Annotated in this window: 25 protein-coding genes; 17 read left to right on the forward strand and 8 right to left on the reverse strand. The window is 66.1% G+C overall.

The genetic code is table 11. From position 1 onward, the window contains the following. Positions 1 to 125: 125 nt before the first annotated feature. Complete coding sequence (locus P0645_RS15730) at positions 126 to 1316, reverse strand: 2-aminoethylphosphonate--pyruvate transaminase (RefSeq protein WP_284165544.1); 1191 nt, start codon at positions 1314 to 1316, stop codon at positions 126 to 128. 127 nt (positions 1317 to 1443) lie between these two features. On the opposite strand from P0645_RS15730, the gene P0645_RS15735 reads away from it, so the two are divergent. After that, a complete protein-coding gene (locus P0645_RS15735) occupies positions 1444 to 2316 on the forward strand; it encodes a LysR substrate-binding domain-containing protein (RefSeq protein WP_284165545.1) in 873 nt (290 codons plus the stop codon). Between the two features lie 81 nt (positions 2317 to 2397). Further along, positions 2398 to 3273 (forward strand): hypothetical protein, encoded by an 876-nt coding sequence (locus tag P0645_RS15740; protein WP_284165546.1) that lies wholly within the window; start codon positions 2398 to 2400, stop codon positions 3271 to 3273. A gap of 19 nt (positions 3274 to 3292) precedes the next feature. On the opposite strand, the gene P0645_RS15745 is transcribed toward P0645_RS15740, so the two are convergent. Continuing rightward, on the reverse strand, positions 3293 to 3550 hold the full coding sequence (locus P0645_RS15745) for a DUF2312 domain-containing protein (RefSeq protein WP_284165547.1): 258 nt from the start codon (positions 3548 to 3550) through the stop codon (positions 3293 to 3295). A gap of 139 nt (positions 3551 to 3689) precedes the next feature. Here P0645_RS15745 and P0645_RS15750 point away from each other — a divergent pair, with 139 nt between their 5' ends. Continuing rightward, entirely contained in the window at positions 3690 to 3905 is a 216-nt protein-coding gene (locus P0645_RS15750; RefSeq protein ID WP_284165548.1) for a hypothetical protein, read from the forward strand. Between the two features lie 61 nt (positions 3906 to 3966). Then, entirely contained in the window at positions 3967 to 4329 is a 363-nt protein-coding gene (locus P0645_RS15755; RefSeq protein ID WP_284165549.1) for a VOC family protein, read from the forward strand. A gap of 93 nt (positions 4330 to 4422) precedes the next feature. Here P0645_RS15755 and P0645_RS15760 read toward each other — a convergent pair whose 3' ends face one another. Both P0645_RS15760 and P0645_RS15765 read right to left on the reverse strand, forming a co-directional pair. Further along, entirely contained in the window at positions 4423 to 5604 is a 1182-nt protein-coding gene (locus P0645_RS15760) for a deoxyguanosinetriphosphate triphosphohydrolase (RefSeq protein ID WP_284165658.1), read from the reverse strand. A 62-nt stretch (positions 5605 to 5666) separates the two neighbouring features. Next, entirely contained in the window at positions 5667 to 6242 is a 576-nt protein-coding gene (locus P0645_RS15765; protein ID WP_284165550.1) for a TetR/AcrR family transcriptional regulator, read from the reverse strand. 123 nt (positions 6243 to 6365) lie between these two features. On the opposite strand from P0645_RS15765, the gene P0645_RS15770 reads away from it, so the two are divergent. From P0645_RS15770 to P0645_RS15780, 3 genes are all read left to right on the forward strand, one after another. After that, complete coding sequence (locus P0645_RS15770; RefSeq protein ID WP_284165551.1) at positions 6366 to 6908, forward strand: carboxymuconolactone decarboxylase family protein; 543 nt, start codon at positions 6366 to 6368, stop codon at positions 6906 to 6908. A gap of 127 nt (positions 6909 to 7035) precedes the next feature. Next, positions 7036 to 7368, forward strand: a complete 333-nt coding sequence (locus P0645_RS15775; protein WP_284165552.1) for a HesB/IscA family protein — start codon at positions 7036 to 7038, stop codon at positions 7366 to 7368. 45 nt (positions 7369 to 7413) lie between these two features. After that, positions 7414 to 8685 (forward strand): hemolysin family protein, encoded by a 1272-nt coding sequence (locus P0645_RS15780; RefSeq protein WP_284165553.1) that lies wholly within the window; start codon positions 7414 to 7416, stop codon positions 8683 to 8685. A gap of 6 nt (positions 8686 to 8691) precedes the next feature. Here the strand turns inward: P0645_RS15780 and P0645_RS15785 are convergent, their stop codons facing one another. Further along, positions 8692 to 9117: a hypothetical protein gene (locus P0645_RS15785; protein ID WP_284165554.1), complete on the reverse strand. Its 426-nt coding sequence runs from the start codon at positions 9115 to 9117 to the stop codon at positions 8692 to 8694. A 153-nt stretch (positions 9118 to 9270) separates the two neighbouring features. On the opposite strand from P0645_RS15785, the gene xth reads away from it, so the two are divergent. After that, positions 9271 to 10050, forward strand: a complete 780-nt coding sequence (gene xth, locus P0645_RS15790; protein WP_284165555.1) for an exodeoxyribonuclease III — start codon at positions 9271 to 9273, stop codon at positions 10048 to 10050. Continuing rightward, complete coding sequence (locus P0645_RS15795; protein ID WP_284165556.1) at positions 9998 to 11329, forward strand: NAD(P)/FAD-dependent oxidoreductase; 1332 nt, start codon at positions 9998 to 10000, stop codon at positions 11327 to 11329. The genes xth and P0645_RS15795 overlap by 53 nt, the downstream gene beginning before the upstream one ends. An 88-nt stretch (positions 11330 to 11417) precedes the next feature. Here P0645_RS15795 and P0645_RS15800 read toward each other — a convergent pair whose 3' ends face one another. After that, a complete protein-coding gene (locus P0645_RS15800; RefSeq protein ID WP_284165557.1) occupies positions 11418 to 12593 on the reverse strand; it encodes an FAD-dependent monooxygenase in 1176 nt (391 codons plus the stop codon). 103 nt (positions 12594 to 12696) lie between these two features. Further along, a complete protein-coding gene (gene dksA / locus P0645_RS15805; RefSeq protein ID WP_284165558.1) occupies positions 12697 to 13119 on the reverse strand; it encodes an RNA polymerase-binding protein DksA in 423 nt (140 codons plus the stop codon). A gap of 177 nt (positions 13120 to 13296) precedes the next feature. Here dksA and P0645_RS15810 point away from each other — a divergent pair, with 177 nt between their 5' ends. From P0645_RS15810 to P0645_RS15825, 4 genes are all read left to right on the forward strand, one after another. Further along, the gene (locus P0645_RS15810; RefSeq protein WP_284165559.1) at positions 13297 to 14136 is read left to right on the forward strand and encodes an AAA family ATPase; all 840 of its coding nucleotides are present in this window, start codon (positions 13297 to 13299) and stop codon (positions 14134 to 14136) included. A 90-nt stretch (positions 14137 to 14226) separates the two neighbouring features. After that, positions 14227 to 15615 carry a DUF2927 domain-containing protein gene (locus P0645_RS15815; RefSeq protein ID WP_284165560.1) on the forward strand — a complete coding sequence of 463 codons (1389 nt, stop codon included), beginning with the start codon at positions 14227 to 14229 and terminating at the stop codon, positions 15613 to 15615. Between the two features lie 4 nt (positions 15616 to 15619). Continuing rightward, positions 15620 to 15781 (forward strand): hypothetical protein, encoded by a 162-nt coding sequence (locus tag P0645_RS15820; protein ID WP_284165561.1) that lies wholly within the window; start codon positions 15620 to 15622, stop codon positions 15779 to 15781. Positions 15782 to 15785: 4 nt separating this feature from the next. Then, on the forward strand, positions 15786 to 16967 hold the full coding sequence (locus tag P0645_RS15825; RefSeq protein WP_284165562.1) for a vWA domain-containing protein: 1182 nt from the start codon (positions 15786 to 15788) through the stop codon (positions 16965 to 16967). A gap of 86 nt (positions 16968 to 17053) precedes the next feature. On the opposite strand, the gene P0645_RS15830 is transcribed toward P0645_RS15825, so the two are convergent. Further along, on the reverse strand, positions 17054 to 18217 hold the full coding sequence (locus P0645_RS15830) for a M20 aminoacylase family protein (RefSeq protein WP_284165563.1): 1164 nt from the start codon (positions 18215 to 18217) through the stop codon (positions 17054 to 17056). A gap of 61 nt (positions 18218 to 18278) precedes the next feature. Here P0645_RS15830 and mazG point away from each other — a divergent pair, with 61 nt between their 5' ends. From mazG to P0645_RS15850, 4 genes are all read left to right on the forward strand, one after another. Further along, entirely contained in the window at positions 18279 to 19121 is an 843-nt protein-coding gene (mazG, locus tag P0645_RS15835) for a nucleoside triphosphate pyrophosphohydrolase (protein WP_284165564.1), read from the forward strand. Positions 19122 to 19188: 67 nt separating this feature from the next. Continuing rightward, complete coding sequence (locus P0645_RS15840) at positions 19189 to 21486, forward strand: glycosyltransferase family 2 protein (protein ID WP_284165565.1); 2298 nt, start codon at positions 19189 to 19191, stop codon at positions 21484 to 21486. Further along, a complete protein-coding gene (locus tag P0645_RS15845) occupies positions 21483 to 22556 on the forward strand; it encodes a glycosyltransferase family 2 protein (protein ID WP_284165566.1) in 1074 nt (357 codons plus the stop codon). Before P0645_RS15840 ends, P0645_RS15845 begins: the two co-directional genes overlap by 4 nt. Before the next feature lie 163 nt (positions 22557 to 22719). Next, on the forward strand, positions 22720 to 23640 hold the full coding sequence (locus P0645_RS15850) for a phosphoadenosine phosphosulfate reductase (RefSeq protein ID WP_284165567.1): 921 nt from the start codon (positions 22720 to 22722) through the stop codon (positions 23638 to 23640). Positions 23641 to 23744 lie beyond the last annotated feature (104 nt).

Here is a 23744-nt window from a genome sequence, read left to right on the forward strand (position 1 = left end):
GCACCCGTCCAGACAGATCGCCACGGCGGGGACCTTCGGCCAGGGATAGGCGCGGTCATTCGCGATCACCGGCGCGCGATTGATCATGTTCATTCTTCGTCCTTCCGTCAGATATCGGTGCCGCGTCAGGCGGCCAGTTTCGCGCGTTCGGCAATCGCCGCCGCAGGCGGCGCGGCCGAGGCCACGCCCATCTCGGCCAGCGCCTCCTGCGCGGCCTGCACCACGCGCGCCATCACATGTTCGTCCATCCGCCCGATGCAGCCGACGCGGAAACTGTCCACCACCGTCAGCTTGCCCGGGTAAATGATGAAGCCCTTCGCTTTCATCAGATCGTAGAAGGTGGCAAAGACGAACTTCGGATCGGCCGGGCAGAAGAAGGTCACGATGATCGGGCTGAGCCAGCGGTCTTTCAGCAGTGTCTCGAACCCAAGGCCGCGCATCCCCTCGACCATCACGTCGCGGTTCCTCGTATAGCGCCCCCCGCGCCCCGCGACCCCGCCTTCCGCCGCATGCAGTTCCAGCGCCTTCAGGAAGGCCGCGACCACATGTGTGGGCGGGGTATAGCGCCACTGGCCGGTTTTCTGCAGGTAGGCCCATTGCGCATGCACATCGAGCGCCAGCGAATGGCTGTTGCCCTTCGCCGCCTCAAGCTCGCTCTTCCGCGCGATGACGAAGCCGAAACCCGGCACCCCCTCGATGCATTTGTTGGCCGAGGAAACCATCGCCTCGTAGCGGATCTCGGTCACATCGAGGGAAAGCGCCCCGAAGGCCGACATCGAATCGATCAAAAGCTTGCGCCCCCGCGCATAGACCGCCTCCGATATCTCGGCGACCGGATTGAGGATGCCTGACGAGGTCTCGCAATGGATGGCGATCACATGGGTGATCGAAGGGTCTGCATCAAGCGCCGCCCCCACCTCGTCACCCCGCGGCGGCAGGTAATCGCCCTTGTCGATCAGGGTGTAGGCCCGGCCCAGATATTTCATCGTCTCGGCGGCCCTCAGCCCATAGGCGCCGTTCGCCAGGACCAGCACCTTGCCGCTGCGCGGCACGAACGTGCCCAGCATCGCCTCGACGCAGAAAGACCCCGAGCCCTGCATCGGCACACAGGCAAACTCTCCGTCGCGATCCCCCGCAAGCGCCACCAGCTGATCGCAGAGCGATTTCGTCATCGCCCGGAAATCGCCGTCCCACGACCCCCAGTCCCTCAGCATCGCCTCCTTGACCTCATAGGCCGTGGTCAGCGGCCCGGGCGTCAGAAGATAGGGTTCGCCAAGTCGCGGCGCGGGAAGGGGATTTTCGGGAGACTGGAGCATGATGCACCCTGCAGAACCTTGTTTGACCCCGTATGTCTCATGTACCGATATATCTGTAAAATCGTTATTTTGTATTGTCACATAAGTCTGACTTGTAGATGATCCGGGCGAAACCCGGAGGATAGACATGCGATACGTCCAGCTGCGCGCCTTCCACTATGTGGCAATCTGCGGCGGCTTCTCGCGCGCGGCAGAGGAGCTCTACCTCACCCAGCCCGCGATCTCCGATCAGGTCAGGAAGCTTGAGGAGGAATATGACCTCCTTCTCTTCAATCGCCACAAGAAACAGGTGATCCTGACCGATCAGGGCGCGCGGCTTCTCGACATCACACGGCGGCTCTTCGAGCAGGAGCAGCAGGCGCTGGAACTTCTCTCCGAGGCACGCGCGCTGCGCTCAGGCACGCTCCGCATCGTCGCCGACAGCGCCCACCATCTCCTCCATATCCTCGCCCGCTTCCGCGAGACCTATCCCGGGGTCCGAATCACCATGCGCGCGGGCAACAGCGACAATGTGATCGAAAGCCTCTACAGTTACGAGGCCGACATCGGCGTGCTGGGCGAGATCCCCCAAAGCCGCGACTTCGACTATCTGGCACTGAACGCGACACCGATCGTCGCCTTCACAGCCAGGACCCACCCGCTTGCCGGCCGCACCAGTTTCACCTTCGCCGACCTGGCGGAAGCGCCGCTCGTGATGCGCGAGCGCGGCTCGCGCACCCGGGCAAAGCTCGAAGAGGCAGCCGCCGCCGCCGGGGTACAGCTGCAGGCCGCCATCGAGGCCGAAGGCCGCGAGGCGGTACGAGAAATCGTCGCCTCCGGCGCAGGCATCGGCTTTGTCTCGGCGGCGGAATTCGGGCCCGACCCCCGCCTTGTCGCCATCCCGGTCGAGGGCACCGATCACGTCCGCATGGACGAGGCGCTGATCTGCCTGCGCGAACGCAAGGGCGGCAAGCTCGTGCAAGCTTTCTTCAACATCGCTGCCAGCATGGCGGCGATTTAGCCCTCGACGCGGCGCAGGGCGGTTTCCTCGCGCGATGCACCCGTATAAGGTGCGGGCCAAACGGGCAGAACCGGCAGGACGATGCGGATCAATTTTCACCTTGGTGTCCATGCGACGGACGACAGCCGCCTGATACGCGCCGTGTTGAAGAACCGCGGGACCCTGGCCGCGCAGGGCACCTATGTCCCGGCACCGCGCCAATACCGCTCGCTCATCCGCGATGCGCTCAACGCTCTCGGCGGCGGACGGGCCAGCGCCGATGCGCAGCAGGCGCTGATCGACGCCATCACCGACAGCGACGAGGTCAAACGTCTCGTGCTGTCGCATGAAAGCATCATCGCCATGCCGACGCGCGCCGTGCAGGAGGCAGGGCTCTATGTCCAGGCGCCGAGCCGGTTGAAAACCATCCAGAACCTGTTTCCCGACCACGAGGTCGAGTTTTCCATCGCGCTTTGCAACCCCGCGACCTTGATCGCCGGACTGGCAGCCCTCGCCGACGCGGCATCGCTGGCCGAAATGATCGCCGCCGCCGACGCGGTTCACCTGAGCTGGCTGCACACGATGCGCCGCATCTGCGACGCGGGACTGGAGCTGCCGGTGACCGTCTGGTGCAACGAGGATACGCCGCTCCTCTGGCCCGAGGTGCTGCGCGCGATCACCGGCTGGACAGAAGAGGCGCCGATGGAGGGCGAATTCGATCTGGTCGCGATGCTTCTGACCGACGAAGGTCTCGCGGCACTGCAACAGTCGCTGGCGGACGCACCGCCTGCCGATCGGGCCGACTATCGCGCGCGGCTCAGCGAGGCGCTCACTGCGCACGGGCGTCGCGATCAGCTGGAAATGGAGATCACCCTCCCCGGCTGGACCGAGGAGATCGTCGCGCGGATCACCGAGCGTTACCTGCGCGAGTGGGAGGAGATCTGCGCCCTGCCCGGCCTCACCGTGATCCGGCCCTGACACGGGTGTCCGGCCGTCGTCAGCTCATGCCGAGCGCGGCCTTGTAGACCTCCAGAACTGCCTCTTCCTCGGCCAGATCGTCCTTGTCGCGCTTCCTCAGCGCGATGATCTTCTTCATCACCTTGGTGTCATAGCCACGGCCCTTGGCCTCGGCCATCACCTCTTTCTGCTGCTCGACGATGTCCTTCTTCTCCGCCTCCAGATGCTCGAAACGCTCGATGAACTGCTTCAGCTCGTCGGCGGTCACGCTATAGGCATCGGGTGGGGCGGCGTTCATGGGCATCTCCTTCGGATCAGGCCCCCTGACTAGACCGCGCGGGCGCCCGCTTCAAGGGCCCCGCGCACCCACAAGGCAAGCCCTTGCCCGGCGGCCCGGTTCGGGCTAGGCGGAAGGCAAGGGACAGAGCGAGGGCAAGATGGACATCCTGATCTGGATCGGCGCGGGCGTCACGCTTCTGGGCGTTGCGGGGCTCGTCTGGTGCATCGCGACGGTCGCCCGCGCCCGCAAGGCGGGCCTCTCCGACCACGACCTGCGCGCCCGCCTGCAGAAGGTCGTGGCCCTCAACATCGGCGCCGTCCTCCTCTCCGCCCTCGGACTGATGCTGGTGATCCTGGGGATTTTCCTCGGCTGACCCGCCGCTTGCCGCCTGCACCCGACAGCGCTACGCTCGCCCGCACAGACAGGAGGCACCCATGCCCGTAACCGGCATCGGCGGCATCTTCTTCCGCGCGAAGGACCCCGCCGCCCTTCAGGACTGGTACCGCAGCCATCTCGGCACCTATATCGACTATTCCACCCCCTGGCAGCAGGAGGCGGGACCGACCGTCTTCATGCCCTTCGCCGCCGACACGGACTATTTCGCCCCCGACCGGCAATGGATGATCAACCTGCGCGTCCGGGATCTCGACGGGCTCCTCGCCGCGCTCCACGCCGCCGGGATCGAGGCCACGACCAATCCCGACTGGGACATGCCCGAGATCGGCCGCTTCGCCCGCGTCCACGACCCCGAAGGCAATCCGATCGAGCTTTGGGAACCCGCACCGGGCGCGCCCTAGCTTCGCCCCCTTCATCTTGGCTCAAATACCTCGGGGGGTCCGGGGGGCTGGCCCCCCGGCGGATCGGCCCGCCGAAGGCGGGACGAAACCGATCTAGCTCCCGCCGACCAGCCTTTCATGCTCCTGCAGCGCGAACCGGTCGGTCATCCCCGCCACATAATCGAGCACGACGCGGGCGAGCGCGGTCTCGTCCGCCGCCGCCGCCACATCCGCCTGCCATTCGTCGGGCAAGAGCCCCGGCTCCTTCAGGAACAGCGGAAAGAGATTGTTCACCACCGCCGTCACCCGCTTCCTCTCCACAACAACCGTCGGCGCGCGATACATGCGGGTGAAGAGGAAACTCTTGATCGCCTTGAGATTCTGGTAAAGCGGCTTTGAAAACCGGATGATCGGCCCGTCCATCGCCCGGATCGCGTCGGCCGACTGCGGCTGGCTCGCCTGCAGCCGGTTCTGCGCCACCGCGATCACATCCTCGACCATTACGCCAAAGACCCGCCGCAGCGCCTCGTGCCGCCGCCGCATCGGGTCGAGGCCCGGGTACATCTGGTCGACCTCATGGAAGGCCGGGCCCGTCACCGGCAGGTCCATCAGATCCTCTTCGGTGAAAAGCCCCGCGCGCAGCCCGTCATGCAGGTCATGATGATTGTAGGCAACGTCATCGGCGACCGAGGCCACCTGCGCCTCCGCACTCGCGAAGGTCGAAAGCTCCAGATCGATCCGCCCGTTCACCTCGGCCAAAGCATAGGGCATCAGCGCCGGATCGCTGACCGAATGCGAGCCGCTCGCATTCGGGCCGATCACCGGCCCATTGTGCTTGGCCATGCCCTCAAGCGTTTCCCAGGTCAGGTTCAGCCCGTCAAAATCGGCATAATGCCGCTCGAGCCGCGTGACGATCCGCAAGGCCTGCGCATTATGGTCGAACCCGCCATAGGGTTCCATCAGCACGGCCAAGGCATCCTCGCCAGTATGGCCGAAAGGCGGATGGCCGAGGTCATGGGCCAGGGCCACCGCCTCGGCCAGTTCGACATTCAGCCCAAGCGTCGCCGCGATCGTGCGGGCGACCTGCGCCACCTCGATCGTATGGGTCAGGCGGGTGCGGTAATAATCGCCCTCATGCTCGACGAACACCTGCGTCTTGTGCTTCAGCCGCCGGAAGGCCGAGGAATGGATGATCCGGTCGCGGTCGCGCTGGAAGGGCGAACGGAAGGTCGAGAGCTTCTCGGGAAACAGCCTGCCCCGGCTTTGATCGGGCTGGCAGGCATAGGGGGCGAGCATGGGCATGGGTCTTTCGTCTTTGCCCCGACTATAGGCGGCGAAGGCCCCAGCGAACAGGCCCTTCAGATCGACAGAAGCAGATCGTCCGCCGCCTCGCGCATCGCCGCCTCGTCGAACGCGCCCTTCACGAGGATCCGCAGCCCCACATAGGCGGCCAGCAGATGCCGCATCCGTGCCCGGCGCAGGCCCGCATCGTCGCGGTAGCGCGCGTCGGCCGAGAGCGCCCCGTCAAAGGCCGACGCCATCCGCCCGCTCATTATCGCCAGAACCTCCGCCGTCTCGGGATCAGCCGCACTCGCCTCGGCGCTGGCATTGGCAAGGAAGCAGCCGCGTACATCGCCCGCGTCCGAGGCCGAACGGATCACCCAATCCAGAAGCGCCGCGAAGCGCGCCCGCGCGGACCCCGGCGTCTGACCCAGTATGCGCTCGGCCTCCGCCACGACACAATCCTCGTATGTGCGCAGCGCCGCCAGATACATCGAATGCTTGTCGCCGAAGAGCCGGTAAAGGCTTTGCTTCCTGAGCCCCGTCGCCACCTCGATATCCTGCATCGACGTCGCCTCGTAGCCCCTCGCCCAGAAGATATTCATCAGCGCGGTCTTCGCTTCCTCAGGATCGAATCCGAGTGGACGTGCCATGGCCTGCTCCCGAATTTGTTACCAAATGGTCCGATATTATTATTTACCATACGGTCCGTAATATTATAGGACCCATGTACCGGCGCTGCAAAGCCCCTTCCCCAGAAAGTGAGAAAGACCGACATGCCCCGCATTTCCCCGCTGACCGATGCCAATGCCACGCCCGATGCCGCCGCGATCTTCGCCGCGGTCAAGGCCAAGATCGGCATGGTGCCGAACCTCTACCGCACCACGGGCCACAGCCCCGCGACGCTTTCCGCCCTCCTCGGCCTCGGCGAGGCGCTCGGCAAAGGCAACCTGACCGCGCAGGAACGCGAGGCGGTCGCCCTCACCGTCGGCCAGACCAACGGCTGCGATTATTGCCTCTCGGCCCACAGCGCCATCTCCTCGGGCCTGAAAGTGCCCGCGTCCGAGATCGCTGCGAACCGCCAGGCAGCATCTGCCACGCCGCGCACCGCGGCAATCCTCAAGCTCGCCCGCGCCATCACCGAGAAGCGCGGCCTGATCGCTGACGCAGACCTCGAAGCCGCCCGCGCTTCGGGTCTGACCAATGCCGATGTCGTCGAAACCGTGGGCGCCGTGGTGCAGAACATCTTCACCAACTACCTCAACCATATCTTCGCCACCGACATCGACTTCCCCGTGGTGCGCGCCGAAGCCGCGTGACCGGCATTCCGCAACCGGGTCCGATGTGCCTTGAACCCTGACCTTGGCCCAATGTCCCCCCAACCCGGTTGCGGAACCCCCTCCCCGCCACTATCTTCGGACATGAGAACAACCAGACGCGGCGACCATGTCCCTCACCCTGCCCCCGAAAGTCACCGACCGCGCCTTCGCGCGGCTGGCCGAGATCAATGAGGCCTCGGGCGAGGCCAAGGCCCTGCGCGTCGCGGTCGCGGGCGGCGGCTGCTCGGGCTTTCAGTATGAGATCAAGCTCGACGACCCCGCTGCGGACGATCTTGTGCTGGAAGGCTGGGGCCAGAAGGTGCTGGTCGACACGGTATCCCTGCCGTTCCTCGCCAATGCGACCATCGACTTTTCCGAGGAACTGATCGGCGCGCGCTTCGTGATCGACAATCCCAACGCGACGTCCTCCTGCGGCTGCGGGACCAGCTTTTCCATCTGATCCTTTCCCCCTATAGTCGCCCGACATTGCCGCGACCGGACCCGTATGCTCATTGAAATCCTGACCGTCCTCTGCCTCACCGTCCTCAACGGTCTATTGGCCATGTCGGAACTTGCCATCGTCTCGGCCCGGCCCACGAGGCTGAAGGTTCTGGCTGATCAGGGCCGCACGGGCGCCCGCACCGCGCTCGCGCTGCAGGAACATCCCGGGCGGTTCCTTTCGGCCGTGCAGATCGGCATCACGCTTGTCGGCATTCTTTCGGGCGCGATCTCGGGCGCCACGCTCGGCCTCAGGCTGACCAATGCGCTGGAGGCCGCGGGCTTTTCCGCCTCCTGGGCGCAGACGCTGGGCGTCGGCTCCGTCGTCGCCGCCATCACCTATCTGTCGCTGATCGTGGGCGAGTTGGTACCGAAGCAGATCGCATTGAAAAACCCCGAAGGGGTGGCGATCCGCATGGCCCCGCCGATGCGGGTGATCGCCGCGATCACGACGCCGCTTGTCTGGTTCCTTGACATATCCGGCAAGGCGCTTCTCTTCCTCCTCCGCCAGCATTCGGTCTCGGGCGAGGAGATGACCGACGAAGAGGTCAAGCTGACCATCGCCGAGGCGGAAACGGCTGGCGTCCTCTCCTCCGACGAACGCGAGATGATCGCGGGCGTCATGCGCCTTGCCGACCGGTCGGCCCGCACGCTGATGACGCCGCGCACCGATGTCGAGGTCCTGGACATCACCGCGGGCCCCGCCGCCGCGCTTAAACAGGCGCGCGAGACCGGCAAGGCGCTGCTGCCCGCGACCGAGGGCGGCGCGGATGCGATCATCGGCGTCATCCCGGTGCGCGACCTTCTTCTCGCCACCAAGGCCGCCACCGCCGACCTGCGCAAGTTCGTGCGCGAGGCGCCGATCGTGATCGACGTGGCCGACGCCGCGCAGGTGATCGAGAAACTGCGCGAAAGCACGGTGAACATGGTCCTCGTCTTCGACGAATACGGCCATTTCGAAGGCGTCATCACGCCCATGGACGTGCTCGAAGGCATCACCGGTTCCTTCGACACGCCCGGCGAGGAAGAACCCGACATGGTCGCGCGCGACGACGGGTCCTTCCTGGTGTCCGGCTCGATGGCGGCGGACGAGTTCGGCGACCGGATGGGCCTCAAGCTGCCCGATGACCGCGAATACGAGACCGTCGCGGGCCTCGTCCTCGACCATCTCGGCCATATCCCGAAGCTTGGCGAGAAACTCACCTTCGGCCCCCTGCAGATCGAAGTCATCGACCTCGACGGCTTCCGCATCGACAAGCTTCTCGTGCGCAACGCCTGACGGCGATCAGCCGTCCGCCGCGTTCAGTATCTTGCACAGGCCCGGCCGCACATGCCGGTCTTCCGCTACCTGCCCGGCCCTGATCCTGAAAGATGCCCGCGCCCGCGTGCCGTCCTTGGTCTTCTTGGCCGTGACCGTAAGCTTCTGCGTCCGCCCCGAACCCGAAGTCTCCTGATAGGCGGTGATGGTCAGACGCCCGCTGTCGACCTTGATGCCCGAAAAACCCTCGGACTTGACCGCGCGCGCCATGCGTTTCAGCGCCTTGTCGGGCGCCAGCCCTTTGAAATCCATCCAGGATTCGAAGACGATGGGCGTGACCAGCGGCACGCCGACCGCCGTGTAGTGCTTCTCGCACGGCCCCGCCGAGGCAGCCGTCGCGAACCAGACGGCGGCGAGCGCGGCAGGAAGGGCACGTATTGCAGACAAGGTCATGAACAGTCTCCGTGATCCGCCCCCCGGACCGCGACGAAAGCACGTCACGCGTGACAGATCGAGTAGGGAATTCCCGCCCCCCAAGGGCTCGCGCCCGACGGCTTGCGTCCGGGGCGCCCAGGACCGATGATAGGGTCAGACAGGGGAACCCGGATGAAGATCGCCACATTCAACATCAACGGCATCAAGGCCCGCGCCGAGGCGCTGCCCGCCTGGCTGGACGAGGCCGCGCCCGACATCGTGCTGTTGCAGGAAATCAAGTCGGTCGACGAGGCTTTCCCGCGCGACCTGTTCGAGGATCGCGGCTATTTCGTCGAAACCCACGGCCAGAAGGGCTTCAACGGCGTGGCGATCCTGTCGAAACTGCCCTTGGAGGATGTCGAACGCGGCCTGCCCGGCGATGCGGAGGACGAACAGGCACGCTGGATCGAGGCGACGGTTGTCGGCAAGGATGCCATCAGGCTCTGCGGCCTGTATTTGCCGAACGGCAATCCGGTGCCGGGACCGAAATACGACTACAAGCTCGCCTGGATGGGGCGGATGCGCGCCCGCGCGGCCGACCTGCTTGCGACCGAAATGCCGGTGGTGATGGCGGGCGATTACAATGTGATCCCGCAGGCGGAAGATGCGGCCAGGCCCGAGGTCTGGACCGAGGATGCGCTGTTCCTGCCCCAGACCCGCGCCGCCTTCCGCCGCCTCCTCAACCTCGGCTATACCGAGGCCTTCCGCGCCCGCGAGCCCCGCCCCGGGCACTATTCCTTCTGGGACTATCAGGCGGGCGCGTGGGAGCGGAACAACGGCATCCGCATCGACCATCTGCTTCTGAGCCCGCAGGCCGCCGACCGGCTGAGGGACTGCCAGATCGACAAGGCGGTGCGCGGTGGCGACAAGCCTTCCGATCATGTGCCGGTCTGGATCGACCTCGACGCCTGACATGGCTTTCCCCGACACCTGGTACGCCCGCACCGCCGCCGACCGGACCCGGCGCCCCGTGCTCTCGGGTCGCGAGGAGGCCGATGTCGCCATCGTCGGCGGCGGCCTTGCGGGCCTTACCACGGCGCTCGAACTCGCGCGCGCGGGTCTCGCCGTCGCGGTGATCGAAGCCGAACAGGTGGGTTTCGGTGCCTCGGGCCGCAATGGCGGGCTGGTCAGCCCGGCCTTCGCGGGCGGCGACGCCGCGATCCGCGCCCGGGTGGGCGAGACCGAGGCACAGGCCCTGCACCGCCTGTCCATCGAAGGGGTCGAGCGGCTGCGTGCCACGATCCGCGATCTGGAGATCGACAGCGCCGGGCTGGTGCCCGGCCTCCTCAGCCTGCGCCGCTTCGACCGGGCGGACGATCTGAAGGCACATGTCGACGAGTTTGCGTCGCTCTATGGCTACGAGTTGCACTATCTCGACCGCGCGGCCCTTGAAGCGCATGTCTCCAGTCCACGCTATTTCCACGCGCTCCACGATCCGAATGCCTTCCATATCCACCCGCTGAATCTCGTCCGCGCCATCGCGGTCGAGATCGACCGGCTTGGCGGGAGAATCTTCGAAGGCTCGCCCGCGACCGGCGCCCACCTCTCGGGCCCCGCCAAACGCATCGAAACCGCCCAAGGCACAATCGAAGCGCCGCGCCTCGTCCTCGCCACCGGCGGCTATACCGGCCGCCTCGTGCCCCGCCTGAAGCGCGCGGTCCTGCCGATCGCCACCTACATGATGGCAACCGAAGAGGCACCCGAGCTGATCGCCGGCGCGATCCGCACAAGCGCCTGCCTCTATGACGACCGCCGGGCGGGGGATTATTACCGGCTGGTCCAGGGGGGACGCAGGCTGCTCTGGGGCGGGCGGATCACCACCCGCGCCGCCGCCCCCGCGGGCATCGCCCGTGAACTCAGGCGCGAGATGCTGACCGCCTATCCGCAGCTTGAGGGGCTCAAGACCGAACTGTCATGGTCCGGCCTCATGGGCTACGCCCGCCACCTCATGCCGCAGGTCGGCGAGATGGCGCCCGGCATCTGGCACATCACCGCCTTCGGCGGCCACGGGCTGAACACGACGGCGATCGCAGGCAAGGTACTGGCCGAGGCGATTCTGGGCGAAAGCGACCGGATCGGACTGTTCGCGCCCTTCGGCCTCGACTGGGCGGGCGGCCCGGCGGGCCTGATCGCCGCCCAGTTGACCTACTGGAAGCTGCAGATTCAGGACCGGTGGCGCGAACGCGGCTGACAGGCGTCGCGGCCGGGCACCGGAAGAATTTTCACGAAAATTCTTCCGGTTGCGGAAAATTCTTCGCGAAGAATTTTCCGCCCCACCGTCACGCCCCGCTACCCGGGCGGGTCACGTCATGGCCGTAGAGCCATGCAAAGCGACCCGCCAGCATCCCGGGCGCAAACCGTTGCAGGCTGCGCAGCCCGAAATGCGCCAGATCGCGGCGCACCCCCGACAGGTGATAATTCCGCGCATTCGCGGTCGCCGCCGCGACGATCCGCTTGGCCCGGTCGCGCCGCGCCGCCTGATAATGGGCCAACGCCTCGGCCTCGTGATGGCGGGCGAGCGAGGCTGCCAGCACCCAGGCATCCTCCAGCGCCATGTTCGCCCCCTGCGCAAGGAACGGCAGGGTCGGATGGGCGGCATCGCCCACAAGCACCGCGCCATGGCCGTGCCAGTGCTCGGCCACCGGATGGCGGAAGAGGCCCCAGAGGTTCGGTCGTTCGATCCGGTCGAGCCAGCCGCGCACCTCGGGGATGAACGCTTCGAACGCGATCCGCAGCGCCAGCGGATCGTCGGTGAGGTTCCAGCTCTCCTCGGCCCATTTCTTCCGCTCCTCGACGGCAACGATGTTGCGCAGCCTGCCGCCCCTGAGCGGATAGGTCACGATATGCCGCCCCGGCCCCATATAGACCCGCGCGACCGGCGGAATATCCCCCTCTGCCGGAAGCGTCGCCCGCCAGGCGACCTGGCCGGTGAAGAAGGGCTTGCCGCCCTGGTCGAGCGCCGCCCGGACCCGCGAATGCAGCCCGTCGGCGCCCACGACCAGCCCCGCATGTTCCACCCCGCGTTCGGCCAGAAGATGTGGTCCCTGCGCCCCGAGCGTCAGGCTTTCGATCCGGTGACCAAGCTCGATCGTGGCGCCTGCCCGGCGCGCGGCCCCTTCCAGAATGTCGATCAGGTCGGCGCGATGGAAGAACCGGAACGCCCCCTCGGGCGCGATGCTGGCCAGGTCGATCCGGGTGACGAGTGCCCCCGTCTCGCCGTCGATCAGCTCGACCGCCTCGGCCGCCTGACCAAGCGCGTCACACGCCTCTTCCAGCCCCAGCGCCCTGAGAACCGCCATGCCATTGGGCGTGATCTGCAGGCCTGCGCCCACCTCGCGGATGACCGGCGCCTGTTCCAGAACCCGCACCTTCGCCCCGCGCTGGCAGAGCGCCGTGGCCACCGCCAACCCGGCAATCCCCGCGCCGATCACGGCAATATCGCGATCCCTGATCATGGTTCCTCATGCGAAAAGGCCGGAGCTTTCGCCCCGGCCCTGTCATAGACCTCGCCGATCGAGGTTAAAATCGGATTATTCGTCGCGGATCACTCGTCGCGGATCATTCGTCGCGGTGCACGCGCTCGCGCCGCTCGTGCTTTTCCTGGGCTTCCAGCGTCATCGTGGCGATCGGGCGCGCGTCGAGACGCTTGAGCGAAATGGGCTCGCCCGTCATCTCGCAATATCCGTACTCGCCATTGTCGATCCGGCGCAGCGCGGAATCGATCTTCGAAACCAGCTTCCTCTGCCGGTCGCGGGTTCTCAGTTCCAGCGCGCGGTCGGTCTCCTCGCTCGCCCGGTCGGCGATGTCGGGAACCGCGCGGGCGCTGTCCTGCAACCCCTCCAGCGTCTCGGCCGATTGTTCGAGAAGCTCTTCCTTCCAGGAAATCAGCTTGCGGCGAAAATATTCCAGCTGCCGCTCGTTCATGAATGGTTCGTCTTCCGCGGGACGGTAATCGTCGGGAAGAAAGACCTCGGGCTTCATACGCACTTCCTCCTCGGCCGGGTCGGTTGCACCCCCAAGGGGACGACCGGCCACTCGTGGGCGCCGCCATACAGGAAGCGGGAACGGATGTCACTAGCTGGCAGGGCTGGCATTGCAGCTTTGTGAACCGGCCGCTATGTCGGGCGGGACCTGACCGACAAGACTGCGGGAAAACGGATGAAATTCAACGGTACCGACGCTTACGTGGCGACCGAGGATCTGACTGTTGCGGTCAATGCATCAGTCGCGCTGGAACGCCCGCTACTGGTGAAGGGGGAGCCGGGAACCGGCAAGACCGAGCTTGCCCGCCAGGTCGCGCTGAGTCTCGGACTGCCTCTCGTTGAATGGCATGTGAAGTCCACAACCAAGGCGGCACAGGGGCTTTACGAATATGACGCCGTCTCGCGCCTTCGCGACAGCCAGCTGGGCGATGCGCGCGTGCATGACGTCAGGAACTATATCCGCAAGGGCAAGCTCTGGCAGGCGTTCGAAGCGCCGGGCAAGGTCGTTCTGCTCATCGACGAGATCGACAAGGCCGATATCGAGTTTCCGAACGACCTTCTGCAGGAACTCGACCGGATGGAATTCCATGTCTACGAGACGGGCGAAACCGTCCGGGCAAAACACCGGCCGGTGATCATCATCAGCTCGAACAATGAAAAGGAGCTGCCCGACGCCTTCCTGCGCCGCTGCTTCTTCCACTATATCCGCTTCCCCGACGCGGAGGTGCTGAAGCGGATTGTCGAGGTGCATTTCCCGGGACTGAAACAGGCACTCCTGTCCGAGGCGCTGACCCAGTTCTACGAGATCCGCGAAACCCCGGGCCTGAAGAAGAAACCCTCAACCTCAGAGATGCTCGACTGGCTGAAACTCCTGCTCGCCGAGGATGTCGGGCCCGAGGATCTGAAGCGCGACCCCAGGCACCTTCTGCCGAAGCTTCATGGGGCGCTTCTGAAGAACGAACAGGACGTGGCGCTCTTCGAGCGACTCGCCTTCATGGCCCGCGCCCGGGGCTGATCGGCCTATCCGTCCGCGCAGCAGGATTTGACTTCGCTTTTCACCCTGCGCCCGCTAGCGTGCCGGGAAAATCGAAGAACGAGGACGGCAGTGACAGGCAGATCTTTCCCGCGCGGGCTGGCGGTGGCTCTTCTCGGCCTTGCAGCACTCTCCGCCTGCGTCGCACCCAAACCTGCCCCCCGCGACACCGACGGCGCCGTCCTGCGCGCCTCTTTCGACCAGACGCCCCTGCCGCCCATGAAGCGTTTCCCGCCGGGGCCGGGCACGCCCGCGCGCCGCTCTAACGCCGACATGACGCGCGACTTCATGGACCTTTCCTTCCGGCTGGAAACCGGCCGCCCACTCGATGCCTTCTCGCGTTTCACCGGCCCCCTGAGCTACCGGCTGACCGGCGTGGTGCCGCCGACCGCCGCCAGCGATCTGGGCGAGCTGATCGCCCGCCTCAGGTCCGAGGCGGGCCTCGGCCTTTCCGCCGCTTCGCCGGACGAACAGGCCGCCATCACCATCGAATTCCTGCCGCGCCGCCAGTTGCAGGCCCGCGCCCGCGACGCCGCCTGTTTCGTCGCCCCCCGCGTGTCGTCCTGGGCCGAATACCGCCGCGCGCGCGCGTCCGATCTTGACTGGACCACCTTCACCTTCCGCGACCGGGTGGCGATCTTCATCCCCTCCGACACAGGCCCGCAGGAAATCCGCGACTGCCTGAACGAGGAAATGGCCCAGGCGCTCGGCCCCCTGAACGACCTCTATCGGCTGCCCGATTCGGTCTTCAACGACGACAATATCGAAGGCAGGCTCACCGGCTTCGACATGCTGATGCTGCGCGCCACCTATGCGCCGGACCTCTCGCCCGGCATGTCACCGGGCGAGATCGAGGCCCGCATTCCCGGCATTCTGGCCCGCCTCAACCCGGGCGGCGCACGGCCCGCCGACTATCCGCCCCAGACCCCGCGCGCCTTTGGCGAGGCGATCGCCCGGGCACTCGGCCCCGGCGGGCGCGGCGGTGGTGGACGCGTGCGCGCCGCCGAAGAGGCGCTCGCCATCGCCCGACCTTGGGCCGACTGGCGCACCGGCTTCGCCTGGATTTCGCTCGGCCGGGTCCTGCCGCGCGACCGGCTGGGCGAGGTGCGCGCCGCCTTCGCCAATGCCTCGGCCCTTTACCGGGCGCGCGGCCTGCCGCTGCATGCCGCCCATGCCGACCTGCAGCGTGCGCTTCTGGCACTGTCGGACGGCGCCTACAGGGATGCGCTCGCGCTCGCCGACGCGGCGGTCCCGGCCGCGCGCACGGGTCGCGATGCGGCGCTCCTCGCCGGTCTCCTCGCCGTCCGTGCGGCCGCACTCGAACGGACGGGCCAGCCCGACGCCGCCCGTGCCGCCCGCCTCGACAGTCTCGGTTGGGCGCGCTATGGCATGGCCTCCGACAAGGACGTCCGGGCGCGCCTTGCCTTCATTGAGGCGCTCGCGCCCGATCAGGGGAGGTAAGCCGATGGTGATATTTCTTGCAGCGCTCTTCGGCGCGCTTCTCGGCATCTACCGGGCGCGGGCGCGTGGCGGGAAGGGGCTGGACATGGCGCAATATGCCGCCGCGCATGCGATCCTCTTCGCCCTCCTCGGCCTTATCGTGATGATCTTCGCGACCCGGGCCTGAACCGATGTTCCTGCCCTTCTTCGCCGAACTGAGGCAGGCGGGCGTTCCGGTCAGTCTGCGCGAATATCTGGCCTTTCTCGACGGGATGGCGGCGGGCCTGGTCACCTACGAGATCGAAGGCTTCTACTATCTCGCCCGCACCGCGATGGTGAAGGACGAACGCCACCTCGACCGGTTCGACCGCGCCTTCGCCGCCGCTTTCAAGGGGCTTGAGGCTATCACACCCGATCAGGTGATCGAAGCGATCGACCTGCCCGCCGACTGGCTCAAGAAGCTGATCGAGCGCACCCTGACGCCCGAGGAAAAAGCCCAGGTCGAAGCTTTGGGTGGCTTCGACAAGCTCATGGAAACGTTGAAGAAACGGTTGGAAGAACAGAAGGGTCGCCATCAGGGCGGCAACAAATGGGTAGGCACCGCAGGTACCTCGCCCTTCGGCGCCTATGGCTACAACCCCGAAGGCGTGCGCATCGGCCAATCGGAAAGCCGCCACCAGCGCGCGGTCAAGGTCTGGGACAAGCGCGACTTCCGCAATCTCGACGATACGGTCGAACTTGGCACCCGCAATATCAAGGTGGCGCTGAAGCGGCTCCGCCGCTGGGCGCGCGAGGGCGCGGCGGAAGAACTGGACCTGCCCGGCACCATCCGCGCCACCGCCGAACATGGCTGGCTGGACGTGAAGACCCGCCCCGAACGCCATAACGCCGTGAAGGTCCTGCTCTTCCTCGATGTCGGCGGCTCGATGGATGCGCATGTGAAAGTGGTGGAAGAGCTCTTCTCCGCCGCCCGCGCCGAATTCAAGCATCTGGAATATTACTATTTCCACAACTGCCTTTACGAAGGTCTCTGGCGCGACAACCGCCGCCGCTGGGACAGGCAGACCCCGACATGGGAGGTGCTCAGGACCTACGGCAGCGATTACAAGGCGATCTTCGTCGGCGATGCCTCGATGTCACCCTACGAGATCGCCCATCCGGGCGGCGCCAACGAACATTGGAACGCCGAGGCAGGCGAGGTCTGGCTGCACCGCGTGCGCAGCCAATGGCCCGCCCATGTCTGGCTGAACCCGCTGCCAGAACGCTACTGGCCCTACACCCAGTCGGTCGGCATGATCGGCCGGATCTTCGAAAACCGCATGTTCCCGCTGACGCTCGATGGCATCACGCGCGCGGTAAAGGCGCTCGGCTGAAGCGCGCCTCACTTTCTGTCCGGAAATACTCTCGGGGGGAGGCCCCGGATGAAATCCGGGGCCCGGGGGGCAGACAGCCCCCCGCCTCACCCCAAAGGCTGCGCGCGCTCGACCAGCCGCGCGAAGAAACTTGCGCCGACCGGCGCGACCTCATCGTTGAAATCATAGGCCGGATGATGCAACCCCGCCCCCGGCCCCTGGCCGAGGAAAAGATAGGCCCCCGGCCGCGCCTCCAGCATGTAGGAGAAATCCTCCGACCCCATCTCGCGCGGACCGTCCGCCTCGACCGCCGCATCGCCCGAGATCTCGCGCGCCACATCGGCGGCGAAGGCCGCCTCGCCCGGATGGTTGATCGTCGCGGGATAGCCCCAGTCATAATCGATCCGCGCCGTCACGCCATAGGCCGACGCATGGCCCTCGACGATCTCGTAGATACGCTTCTTCAGCATCTCGCGCACCTCGGGCTTGAAGCAGCGGATGGTGGCGGCGAACATTGCCTCCTCGGGGATGATGTTCGACGCCGTCCCCGCCTGGATCATCGTGACCGAGATCACCGCCTCGTCCAGCGCATAGACATTGCGCGACAGGATCGTCTGGATCGCGCCGACCATGCCCACCAGCGCCACCACCGGATCGACGCATTCATGCGGCGTCGCCCCGTGGCCGCCCTTGCCGGTGACATGCACGATGGCCGTATCGACCGAGGCCATAAGCGCGCCCTGCGTCGTCTGGAAATGGCCGAAGGGAATGTTCGGCGCATTGTGGATACCGTAGACCTGGGCGATGCCGAACCGGTCCATCACCCCTTCGCGCACCATCACGTCGCCGCCGCCGCCATCCTCCTCCGCCGGCTGGAAAAGCAAAGCAACCTTGCCCCGGAACCGTCTGGTTTCGCACAGATATTTCGCGGCTCCCAGCAGCATCGTCGTATGGCCGTCATGGCCGCAGGCATGCATCCGCCCCGCATGGCCCGAGGCATGGTCAGCCCCCGTCAGTTCCTCGATCGGCAGCGCGTCCATGTCGGCGCGAAGGCCTATCACCGGCCCCTCTCCCTGCCCCTCAATGATCGCGACGATCCCGCTTTGCGCGATGCCTTCATGGATCTCGTCCACCCCGAACTCCCTGAGCCGTTCGGCCACGAAGGCCGAGGTCTTGGGCAGATCGAACGACAGTTCCGGGATGCGGTGCAGATGCTGGCGCCATTCCTTCATCTCGGGGGCAAGGGCTGCGATGCGATTGAGGACGGGCATGATGGACTCTCTTGAAGGCTCTTGTTAGCCGTCAGATGATCAAAATCCCGGGGGGAGAGCAATGACCAAAGACCGCGCGGCCTCCGACAGGCTGGTCCACGACCCTGACGGCGGCCTGCCCCGGCTTCTGGAAATCATGGCGCGGCTGCGCGACCCGCAGGGCGGCTGCCCCTGGGATCTGGAGCAGGACTTCGCCACCATCGCCCCCTATACGATCGAGGAGGCCTACGAGGTCGCCGATGCGATCGAACGGCAGGCCTGGGGCGAGTTGAAGGGCGAGTTGGGCGATCTGCTCTTCCAGGCGGTCTATCATGCCCGGATGGCGGAAGAGGCCGGGCATTTCAGCTTCGGCGATGTGACAAAGGCCATCGCCGACAAGATGGTGGCGCGCCATCCCCATGTTTTCGGCACGGAAAGCCGCGACAAGACCGCCGAGGATCAGACCCGCGACTGGGAAAGGATGAAGGCCGCCGAACGGGCCGGAAAGGCCGAAGGCGGCGTGCTCGACGGTGTGGCGGCGGGCCTGCCCGCGCTCATGCGCGCGGTGAAGCTTCAGAACCGTGCGGCGCGCGTCGGCTTCGACTGGCCCTCGACCGATGAGGTGATCGACAAGATCACCGAAGAGGCACGCGAGTTGAACGACGCCCGACAAACGCTTGGAGAAGAAGAAATTTTCGAGGAGTTCGGCGATCTTCTTTTCGTGGTCGCCAACCTCGCCCGCCATCTGAAGATCGACCCCGAGGCGGCGTTGCGTTCCGCCAATGCCAAGTTCACCCGCCGCTTCCGCTCGATCGAGGCCGCTCTTGCCGCCCGTGGCAAACGGCCCGAGGACAGCGACCTGGCCGAGATGGACGCGCTTTGGAACGCGGCCAAGGCCGCGGAGAAGGCCGAACACTTCGCCTGACCCGGCAGCGTTGCGCCGAACGCGCCCCGCTGCTATCCAAAGGAAAAGCGGGGCCCGGGCAGGACCGATGCAGACAAGAACCCCACCGCAACTTCATGTCCGCAGGCTCGCTTCCGGCACGGCGGGCGGCGTGAGCTGGCTTGATGCAACATGCGACCGCGACCCTGAAGGGCGGCGCGTGCGGATTTTCCTGCGCGCGGGCGAACGGCCCGCGCTTGCAGACGCCGCGCAAGGCTGCCTTGCCGTGCGGGAGGTCCGCGAAGTGTCGGGCGCGCTGATGATCAGCGGCCGTGATACGGCAGTCGACGACGCGCCCGCGCGACTCGTTGGTGACGCAGGGACCATCGAGATCGCCCTCAACCCGTCCGAACAAGAGCTTTTTGCCGGCCGCAACGTCCTCTTCGGGCTGCGCTCGGTCGAGACAGCCGAAACCGTGGTGGACTGGCTGACCTATCACGCGCGCCACCACGGTGCGACGGGGGCGCTGATCGTCAATCGACAGGACGACAAAGGCGTTTTTCAACAAAGCGTTGCGAGACTTCTTGAAAGTTCGGCCCTTGACGGGGAAATGCCCTTTGCCCTTCTTGTCGTCGAAAGCTCAATCCCCCTCGGCAAGGCCGATCTCGGCCCCGAACATCACCCCTATCTCGCCCCCGACGCGCCCGGCAAGTCGCGGATGGAGGTGCCCGCCCCCGACCCCTGGTTCTCGCCCCTCGGCGAGGGGCTGATCTTCGAGGCGATGAAGGCGCGCTTCCTCGCCCGCGCCCGCGCCGTCCTGCTGCTCGACCCTTCCGACATCCTTGCCGAACCGGGCCGGACGCCCAACGCCTTCGACCTCTGCCGGGCCGCGCCCAATGGCGTGATCCTCCTGGCCGGGCGGCGCATCTATCCCTGGCGCATCCGCAAGGGCGAGCCCGAGCGCTTCGGCGACCATATCTGCCGCCAGTTCGATGCAAGGCGCGGCATCGCGCGCTGGGGCGTCGCGCCGGAAAAGGCCGGTCTCGACAAGACCTGGCGGCTGATCCGCGTCGCCTATGCCCAGCCCGCGCCCGGGCAGATCGTGCCCTTCTGGCGGGCGATGGCGCTGAAGGTGCCGGGGCAGAAGCCCTCGGTTCTCGCCCCCAAGACCTCGCTTGTCGAGGACCCCGACCTTCTTCGCCTCGCGACCGGCTGCTTCGCCGCAAGACCGGTGCGGCCGAAACCTTCCGAAGTCGGCGCGGCCCCGATGCCGGACCCGGCAACGGCACGCACCGCGATCGTCACCACGATGAAGAACGAAGGCCCGTTCATCCTCGAATGGATCGCCTATCACCGCGCGATCGGGGTCAGCGATTTCCTGATCTACACCAACGATTGCACCGACGGCACCGACAGCTTCCTCGACCTTCTGCAGCGCAAGGGCCTTGTGCAGCATCGCGAGAACCCGTTCCGCTCGATGCCCGCAGAGGTCAAGCCGCAACATGCCGCGTTGCAGGCGGCCGAGGACGAGGACGTCGTCCAGAGCGCGGATTGGGTCATCTGCATGGATGTCGACGAATTCGTCGACATCAAGCTCGGCGACGGGCGGTTACCCACCCTTTACGCCGCGATGGGCGAGGCGAACATGATCGCCCTGACCTGGCGGATGTTCGGCAATGCCGATGTCGAGGCGTTCGAGGACCGGTTCGTCATCGAACAATTCCCCTGCGCGGCAGAGGAAATGATGCGCAAGCCCCATCAGGCCTGGGGCTTCAAGACCTTGTTCCGCAATATCGACATTTACAAGAAGCTGGGCGTCCACCGGCCGAAGGGGCTGAAATCCGACCTGTGGAAAGTGGTGAAATGGCTCAACGGCTCGGGCCAGCCGATGCCGCGCGAGATGCTCAGGAACGGCTGGCGCTCCTCGACCGATTCATTCGGCTATGACTGGGTGCAGCTCAACCATTATGCCTGCCGCTCGGTCGACAGCTACCTCGTCAAGCGCGACCGCGGCCGGGTGAACCATGTCGACCGCGATCAGGGGGTCAATTACTGGTTCCGCATGAACCATAATGCGGTCGAGGAACGCTCGATCCAGCGCATGATCCCCGCCCTGCAGGCCGAATGGGACCGGCTGATCGCCGACCCCGAGATCGCGGCCCAGCACGCGGCCTGTGTCGCCGCCCACCGCGCCAAGATTGCCGAGCTGATGGAACGGCCCGACCAGCAGGCGCTGCACGCCGAACTGGCGGGTGAGCGCATGCGGGCGCTGTCGCGCCTTCTGCGCCATTTCGGGGCGAATGTCTTCAATGCCGGCCCCCATGTCATCCCCGAAGACCTGCACCGGCAAGAGATCGGACCGGATTTCTTCTTCACCGTCGACCATTCGGGGGAGGCGCATCATTGAGGCTCCTCCTCATTCTCACCGTCCGCAACGAAGGCGCCTTCCTGATCGACTGGCTGGCCTGGCACCGGCACATCGGCTTTACCGATTTCCTTGTCTTTTCCAACGATTGCACCGACGGCACCGACGCGATGCTCGACCGGCTGGCGGCGATGGGCTGGCTCACCCATGTGCCGAACCCCGGGCCGCACGAAAAGGGCGCGCAATGGGAGGCCTTGAAGGCGGCGAACGCTCATCCGCTGAAGCGTCAGGCTGACTGGATCCTCACCGCCGACATCGACGAATTTGTGACGGTCCACGCGGGCGACGGAGGGCTGGCCGACCTGTTCGCCGCTTTGCCTGAGGCGACCGCGATCCCGCTCACCTGGCGGCTTTTCGGCAATGGCGGGGTGATCCGCCGCGACGGGCGCCCGGTGCCCGAGGTCTTCACCCGCGCCGCGCCTGCGGTCATGGGCTGGCCCTGGCGCGCGGCGATGTTCAAGACGCTCTTCCGCAACGACGGCAGCTATGGTGCGCTCGGCGTCCATCGCCCGAAGGATCCCACGCCCGAAGGCCTTGCCCGGCAGCGCTGGTTCGACGGCTCGGGTCGCGAACTGCCCGCAGAGTTCCATTCCGCCCGGCTCTTTTCGCCTTTCGGTCAGGACAATTACGGCCTCGTCCAGCTGAACCATTACGCCCTCGGCGCGATGGAGGATTATGTCCTGAAATGCGACCGGGGCCGGGCGAACCGCGCTGCCTCGGCCTTCGACCTTTCCTACTGGGTCGAGCGCAATCTCTGCGCGGTCGAGGACCGGTCACTCGCCGACCGGTTTGCCGCTTCGCGCCCGCTTTCCGAAGTGCTTCGCGCCGACCCGGTCCTTGTCGGTCTGGAACGGCAGGCGCGTGACTGGCGGGCGGGGCGATTGCGGGCACTGATGAAGGAAGAAGCCTACCGGTCGCTGCTCGGGCGACTGATGATGGCCCCACACAGCCGCCTGTTGAGCGAGCGCGAAAGCCGATTCCTTTTCGATCTGGCCAGGCAGAACCAATCCGGCGCCGAGACCGGAACTGGCAGAGCTCCGGAAACGAATTAACGACGCAAAACCGGCGCTTTTCCGCTTTCCGTCCCGTCGCCCTTGTGTGCGTGCGCGGCACTTCCCACACATATCTTGCGTCATCGGCACAAGCCGGTGCTAGGATTGCCGGGTACGGGCCGCGCTGCCGGACGTCGGGGCGGGGAATGTGGGCAGAGGGTGAATGGTGAAGGACCGCGAGTCTTTGTCTGAGGACGAGTTTGTCGAGCGTCTGAGCCATGTCGGGCGCCGCGAAGGGTTCTTTGCGCCACTCGGTCAGGATCACGCCGCCCTCTTCGCCGATCGCGAGGCGGTGCTTCTCGTCACGTTCGACGCGGCGGCGCATATCTGCAGCCAGTTTTCCGACGGGCTTCCCTATGGCTTTTCGCTGGCCCAGGGGCGCGACTGGTCGCACCTCAGCCTCATCGCTCACCGCCAGACCTGGTTCCGCGACCCCGAGGTCTATGGTTTTTTCGACCGGCTGACCGACGACGGGTTCTTTGACCAGTATGACCGGGTGATCTTTTTCGGCGCGGGTCCCTGCGGCTATGCCGCTGCCGCCTATTCGGTCGCGTGCCCCGGCGCCACGGTGATCCTCGTCCAGCCGCAGGCGACGCTCGACCCGACCTATGCCGGCTGGGACCCGCGGTTCGAGAACCACAGGCGGCTGAACTTTACCGACCGCTACGGCTTTGCCCCCGACATGAGCGACGGCGCTCGGGAAGTCTTCGTGATCTTCGACCCGGCCCAGACCTATGATGCGATGCATGCAGCACTCTTCCGGCGCAGCTTCACCACCTTCCTGCCCTGCCGGAACATGGGATCGGACCTTCTGGCCACACTGAGCGCGATGCATGTCCTGCCATCAACCCTCGCCGCGGCGGGCGACGGGGCCTTCGACGCACGGCTCTTCTGGACCTTCTACCGCGCGCGCCGCAACCACCTGCCCTATCTGCGCCGCCTTCTGAACCGGCTGGAAACCGACGGGCGGCCGGGCCTTGCGGCCCTTCTGGCCAACAATGCGGGCGGGCGGCTGAATGACGAGAGATTCCGCGCCCGCGCCCGCGACCTTGCCGCAAGCGTCCGGGGGATGACGGCGGGCTGAGGCGGCGCGGCGCTCGACGGACGGCGCGCGGGCCCCGCCCGGGACCGAAGTCTTGCAAAGACTTCGGACCGGAATTCTTCCAGAATTCCGGCGCCTGGGTGACG

The sequence above is a fragment of the Frigidibacter sp. SD6-1 genome (assembly GCF_030143255.1).
In the GTDB taxonomy this organism is placed as follows: domain Bacteria; phylum Pseudomonadota; class Alphaproteobacteria; order Rhodobacterales; family Rhodobacteraceae; genus TMP-24.

Coding starts and splice junctions, on each gene's coding strand:
- P0645_RS15730 (WP_284165544.1), bottom strand. CDS start 1,316: ATGCTCCAGTCTCCCGAAAATCCCCTTCCCGCGCCGCGACTTGGCGAA.
- P0645_RS15735 (WP_284165545.1), top strand. CDS start 1,444: ATGCGATACGTCCAGCTGCGCGCCTTCCACTATGTGGCAATCTGCGGC.
- P0645_RS15740 (WP_284165546.1), top strand. CDS start 2,398: ATGCGGATCAATTTTCACCTTGGTGTCCATGCGACGGACGACAGCCGC.
- P0645_RS15745 (WP_284165547.1), bottom strand. CDS start 3,550: ATGAACGCCGCCCCACCCGATGCCTATAGCGTGACCGCCGACGAGCTG.
- P0645_RS15750 (WP_284165548.1), top strand. CDS start 3,690: ATGGACATCCTGATCTGGATCGGCGCGGGCGTCACGCTTCTGGGCGTT.
- P0645_RS15755 (WP_284165549.1), top strand. CDS start 3,967: ATGCCCGTAACCGGCATCGGCGGCATCTTCTTCCGCGCGAAGGACCCC.
- P0645_RS15760 (WP_284165658.1), bottom strand. CDS start 5,604: ATGCTCGCCCCCTATGCCTGCCAGCCCGATCAAAGCCGGGGCAGGCTG.
- P0645_RS15765 (WP_284165550.1), bottom strand. CDS start 6,242: ATGGCACGTCCACTCGGATTCGATCCTGAGGAAGCGAAGACCGCGCTG.
- P0645_RS15770 (WP_284165551.1), top strand. CDS start 6,366: ATGCCCCGCATTTCCCCGCTGACCGATGCCAATGCCACGCCCGATGCC.
- P0645_RS15775 (WP_284165552.1), top strand. CDS start 7,036: ATGTCCCTCACCCTGCCCCCGAAAGTCACCGACCGCGCCTTCGCGCGG.
- P0645_RS15780 (WP_284165553.1), top strand. CDS start 7,414: ATGCTCATTGAAATCCTGACCGTCCTCTGCCTCACCGTCCTCAACGGT.
- P0645_RS15785 (WP_284165554.1), bottom strand. CDS start 9,117: ATGACCTTGTCTGCAATACGTGCCCTTCCTGCCGCGCTCGCCGCCGTC.
- xth (WP_284165555.1), top strand. CDS start 9,271: ATGAAGATCGCCACATTCAACATCAACGGCATCAAGGCCCGCGCCGAG.
- P0645_RS15800 (WP_284165557.1), bottom strand. CDS start 12,593: ATGATCAGGGATCGCGATATTGCCGTGATCGGCGCGGGGATTGCCGGG.
- dksA (WP_284165558.1), bottom strand. CDS start 13,119: ATGAAGCCCGAGGTCTTTCTTCCCGACGATTACCGTCCCGCGGAAGAC.
- P0645_RS15810 (WP_284165559.1), top strand. CDS start 13,297: ATGAAATTCAACGGTACCGACGCTTACGTGGCGACCGAGGATCTGACT.
- P0645_RS15820 (WP_284165561.1), top strand. CDS start 15,620: ATGGTGATATTTCTTGCAGCGCTCTTCGGCGCGCTTCTCGGCATCTAC.
- P0645_RS15825 (WP_284165562.1), top strand. CDS start 15,786: ATGTTCCTGCCCTTCTTCGCCGAACTGAGGCAGGCGGGCGTTCCGGTC.
- P0645_RS15830 (WP_284165563.1), bottom strand. CDS start 18,217: ATGCCCGTCCTCAATCGCATCGCAGCCCTTGCCCCCGAGATGAAGGAA.
- mazG (WP_284165564.1), top strand. CDS start 18,279: ATGACCAAAGACCGCGCGGCCTCCGACAGGCTGGTCCACGACCCTGAC.
- P0645_RS15840 (WP_284165565.1), top strand. CDS start 19,189: ATGCAGACAAGAACCCCACCGCAACTTCATGTCCGCAGGCTCGCTTCC.
- P0645_RS15850 (WP_284165567.1), top strand. CDS start 22,720: ATGGTGAAGGACCGCGAGTCTTTGTCTGAGGACGAGTTTGTCGAGCGT.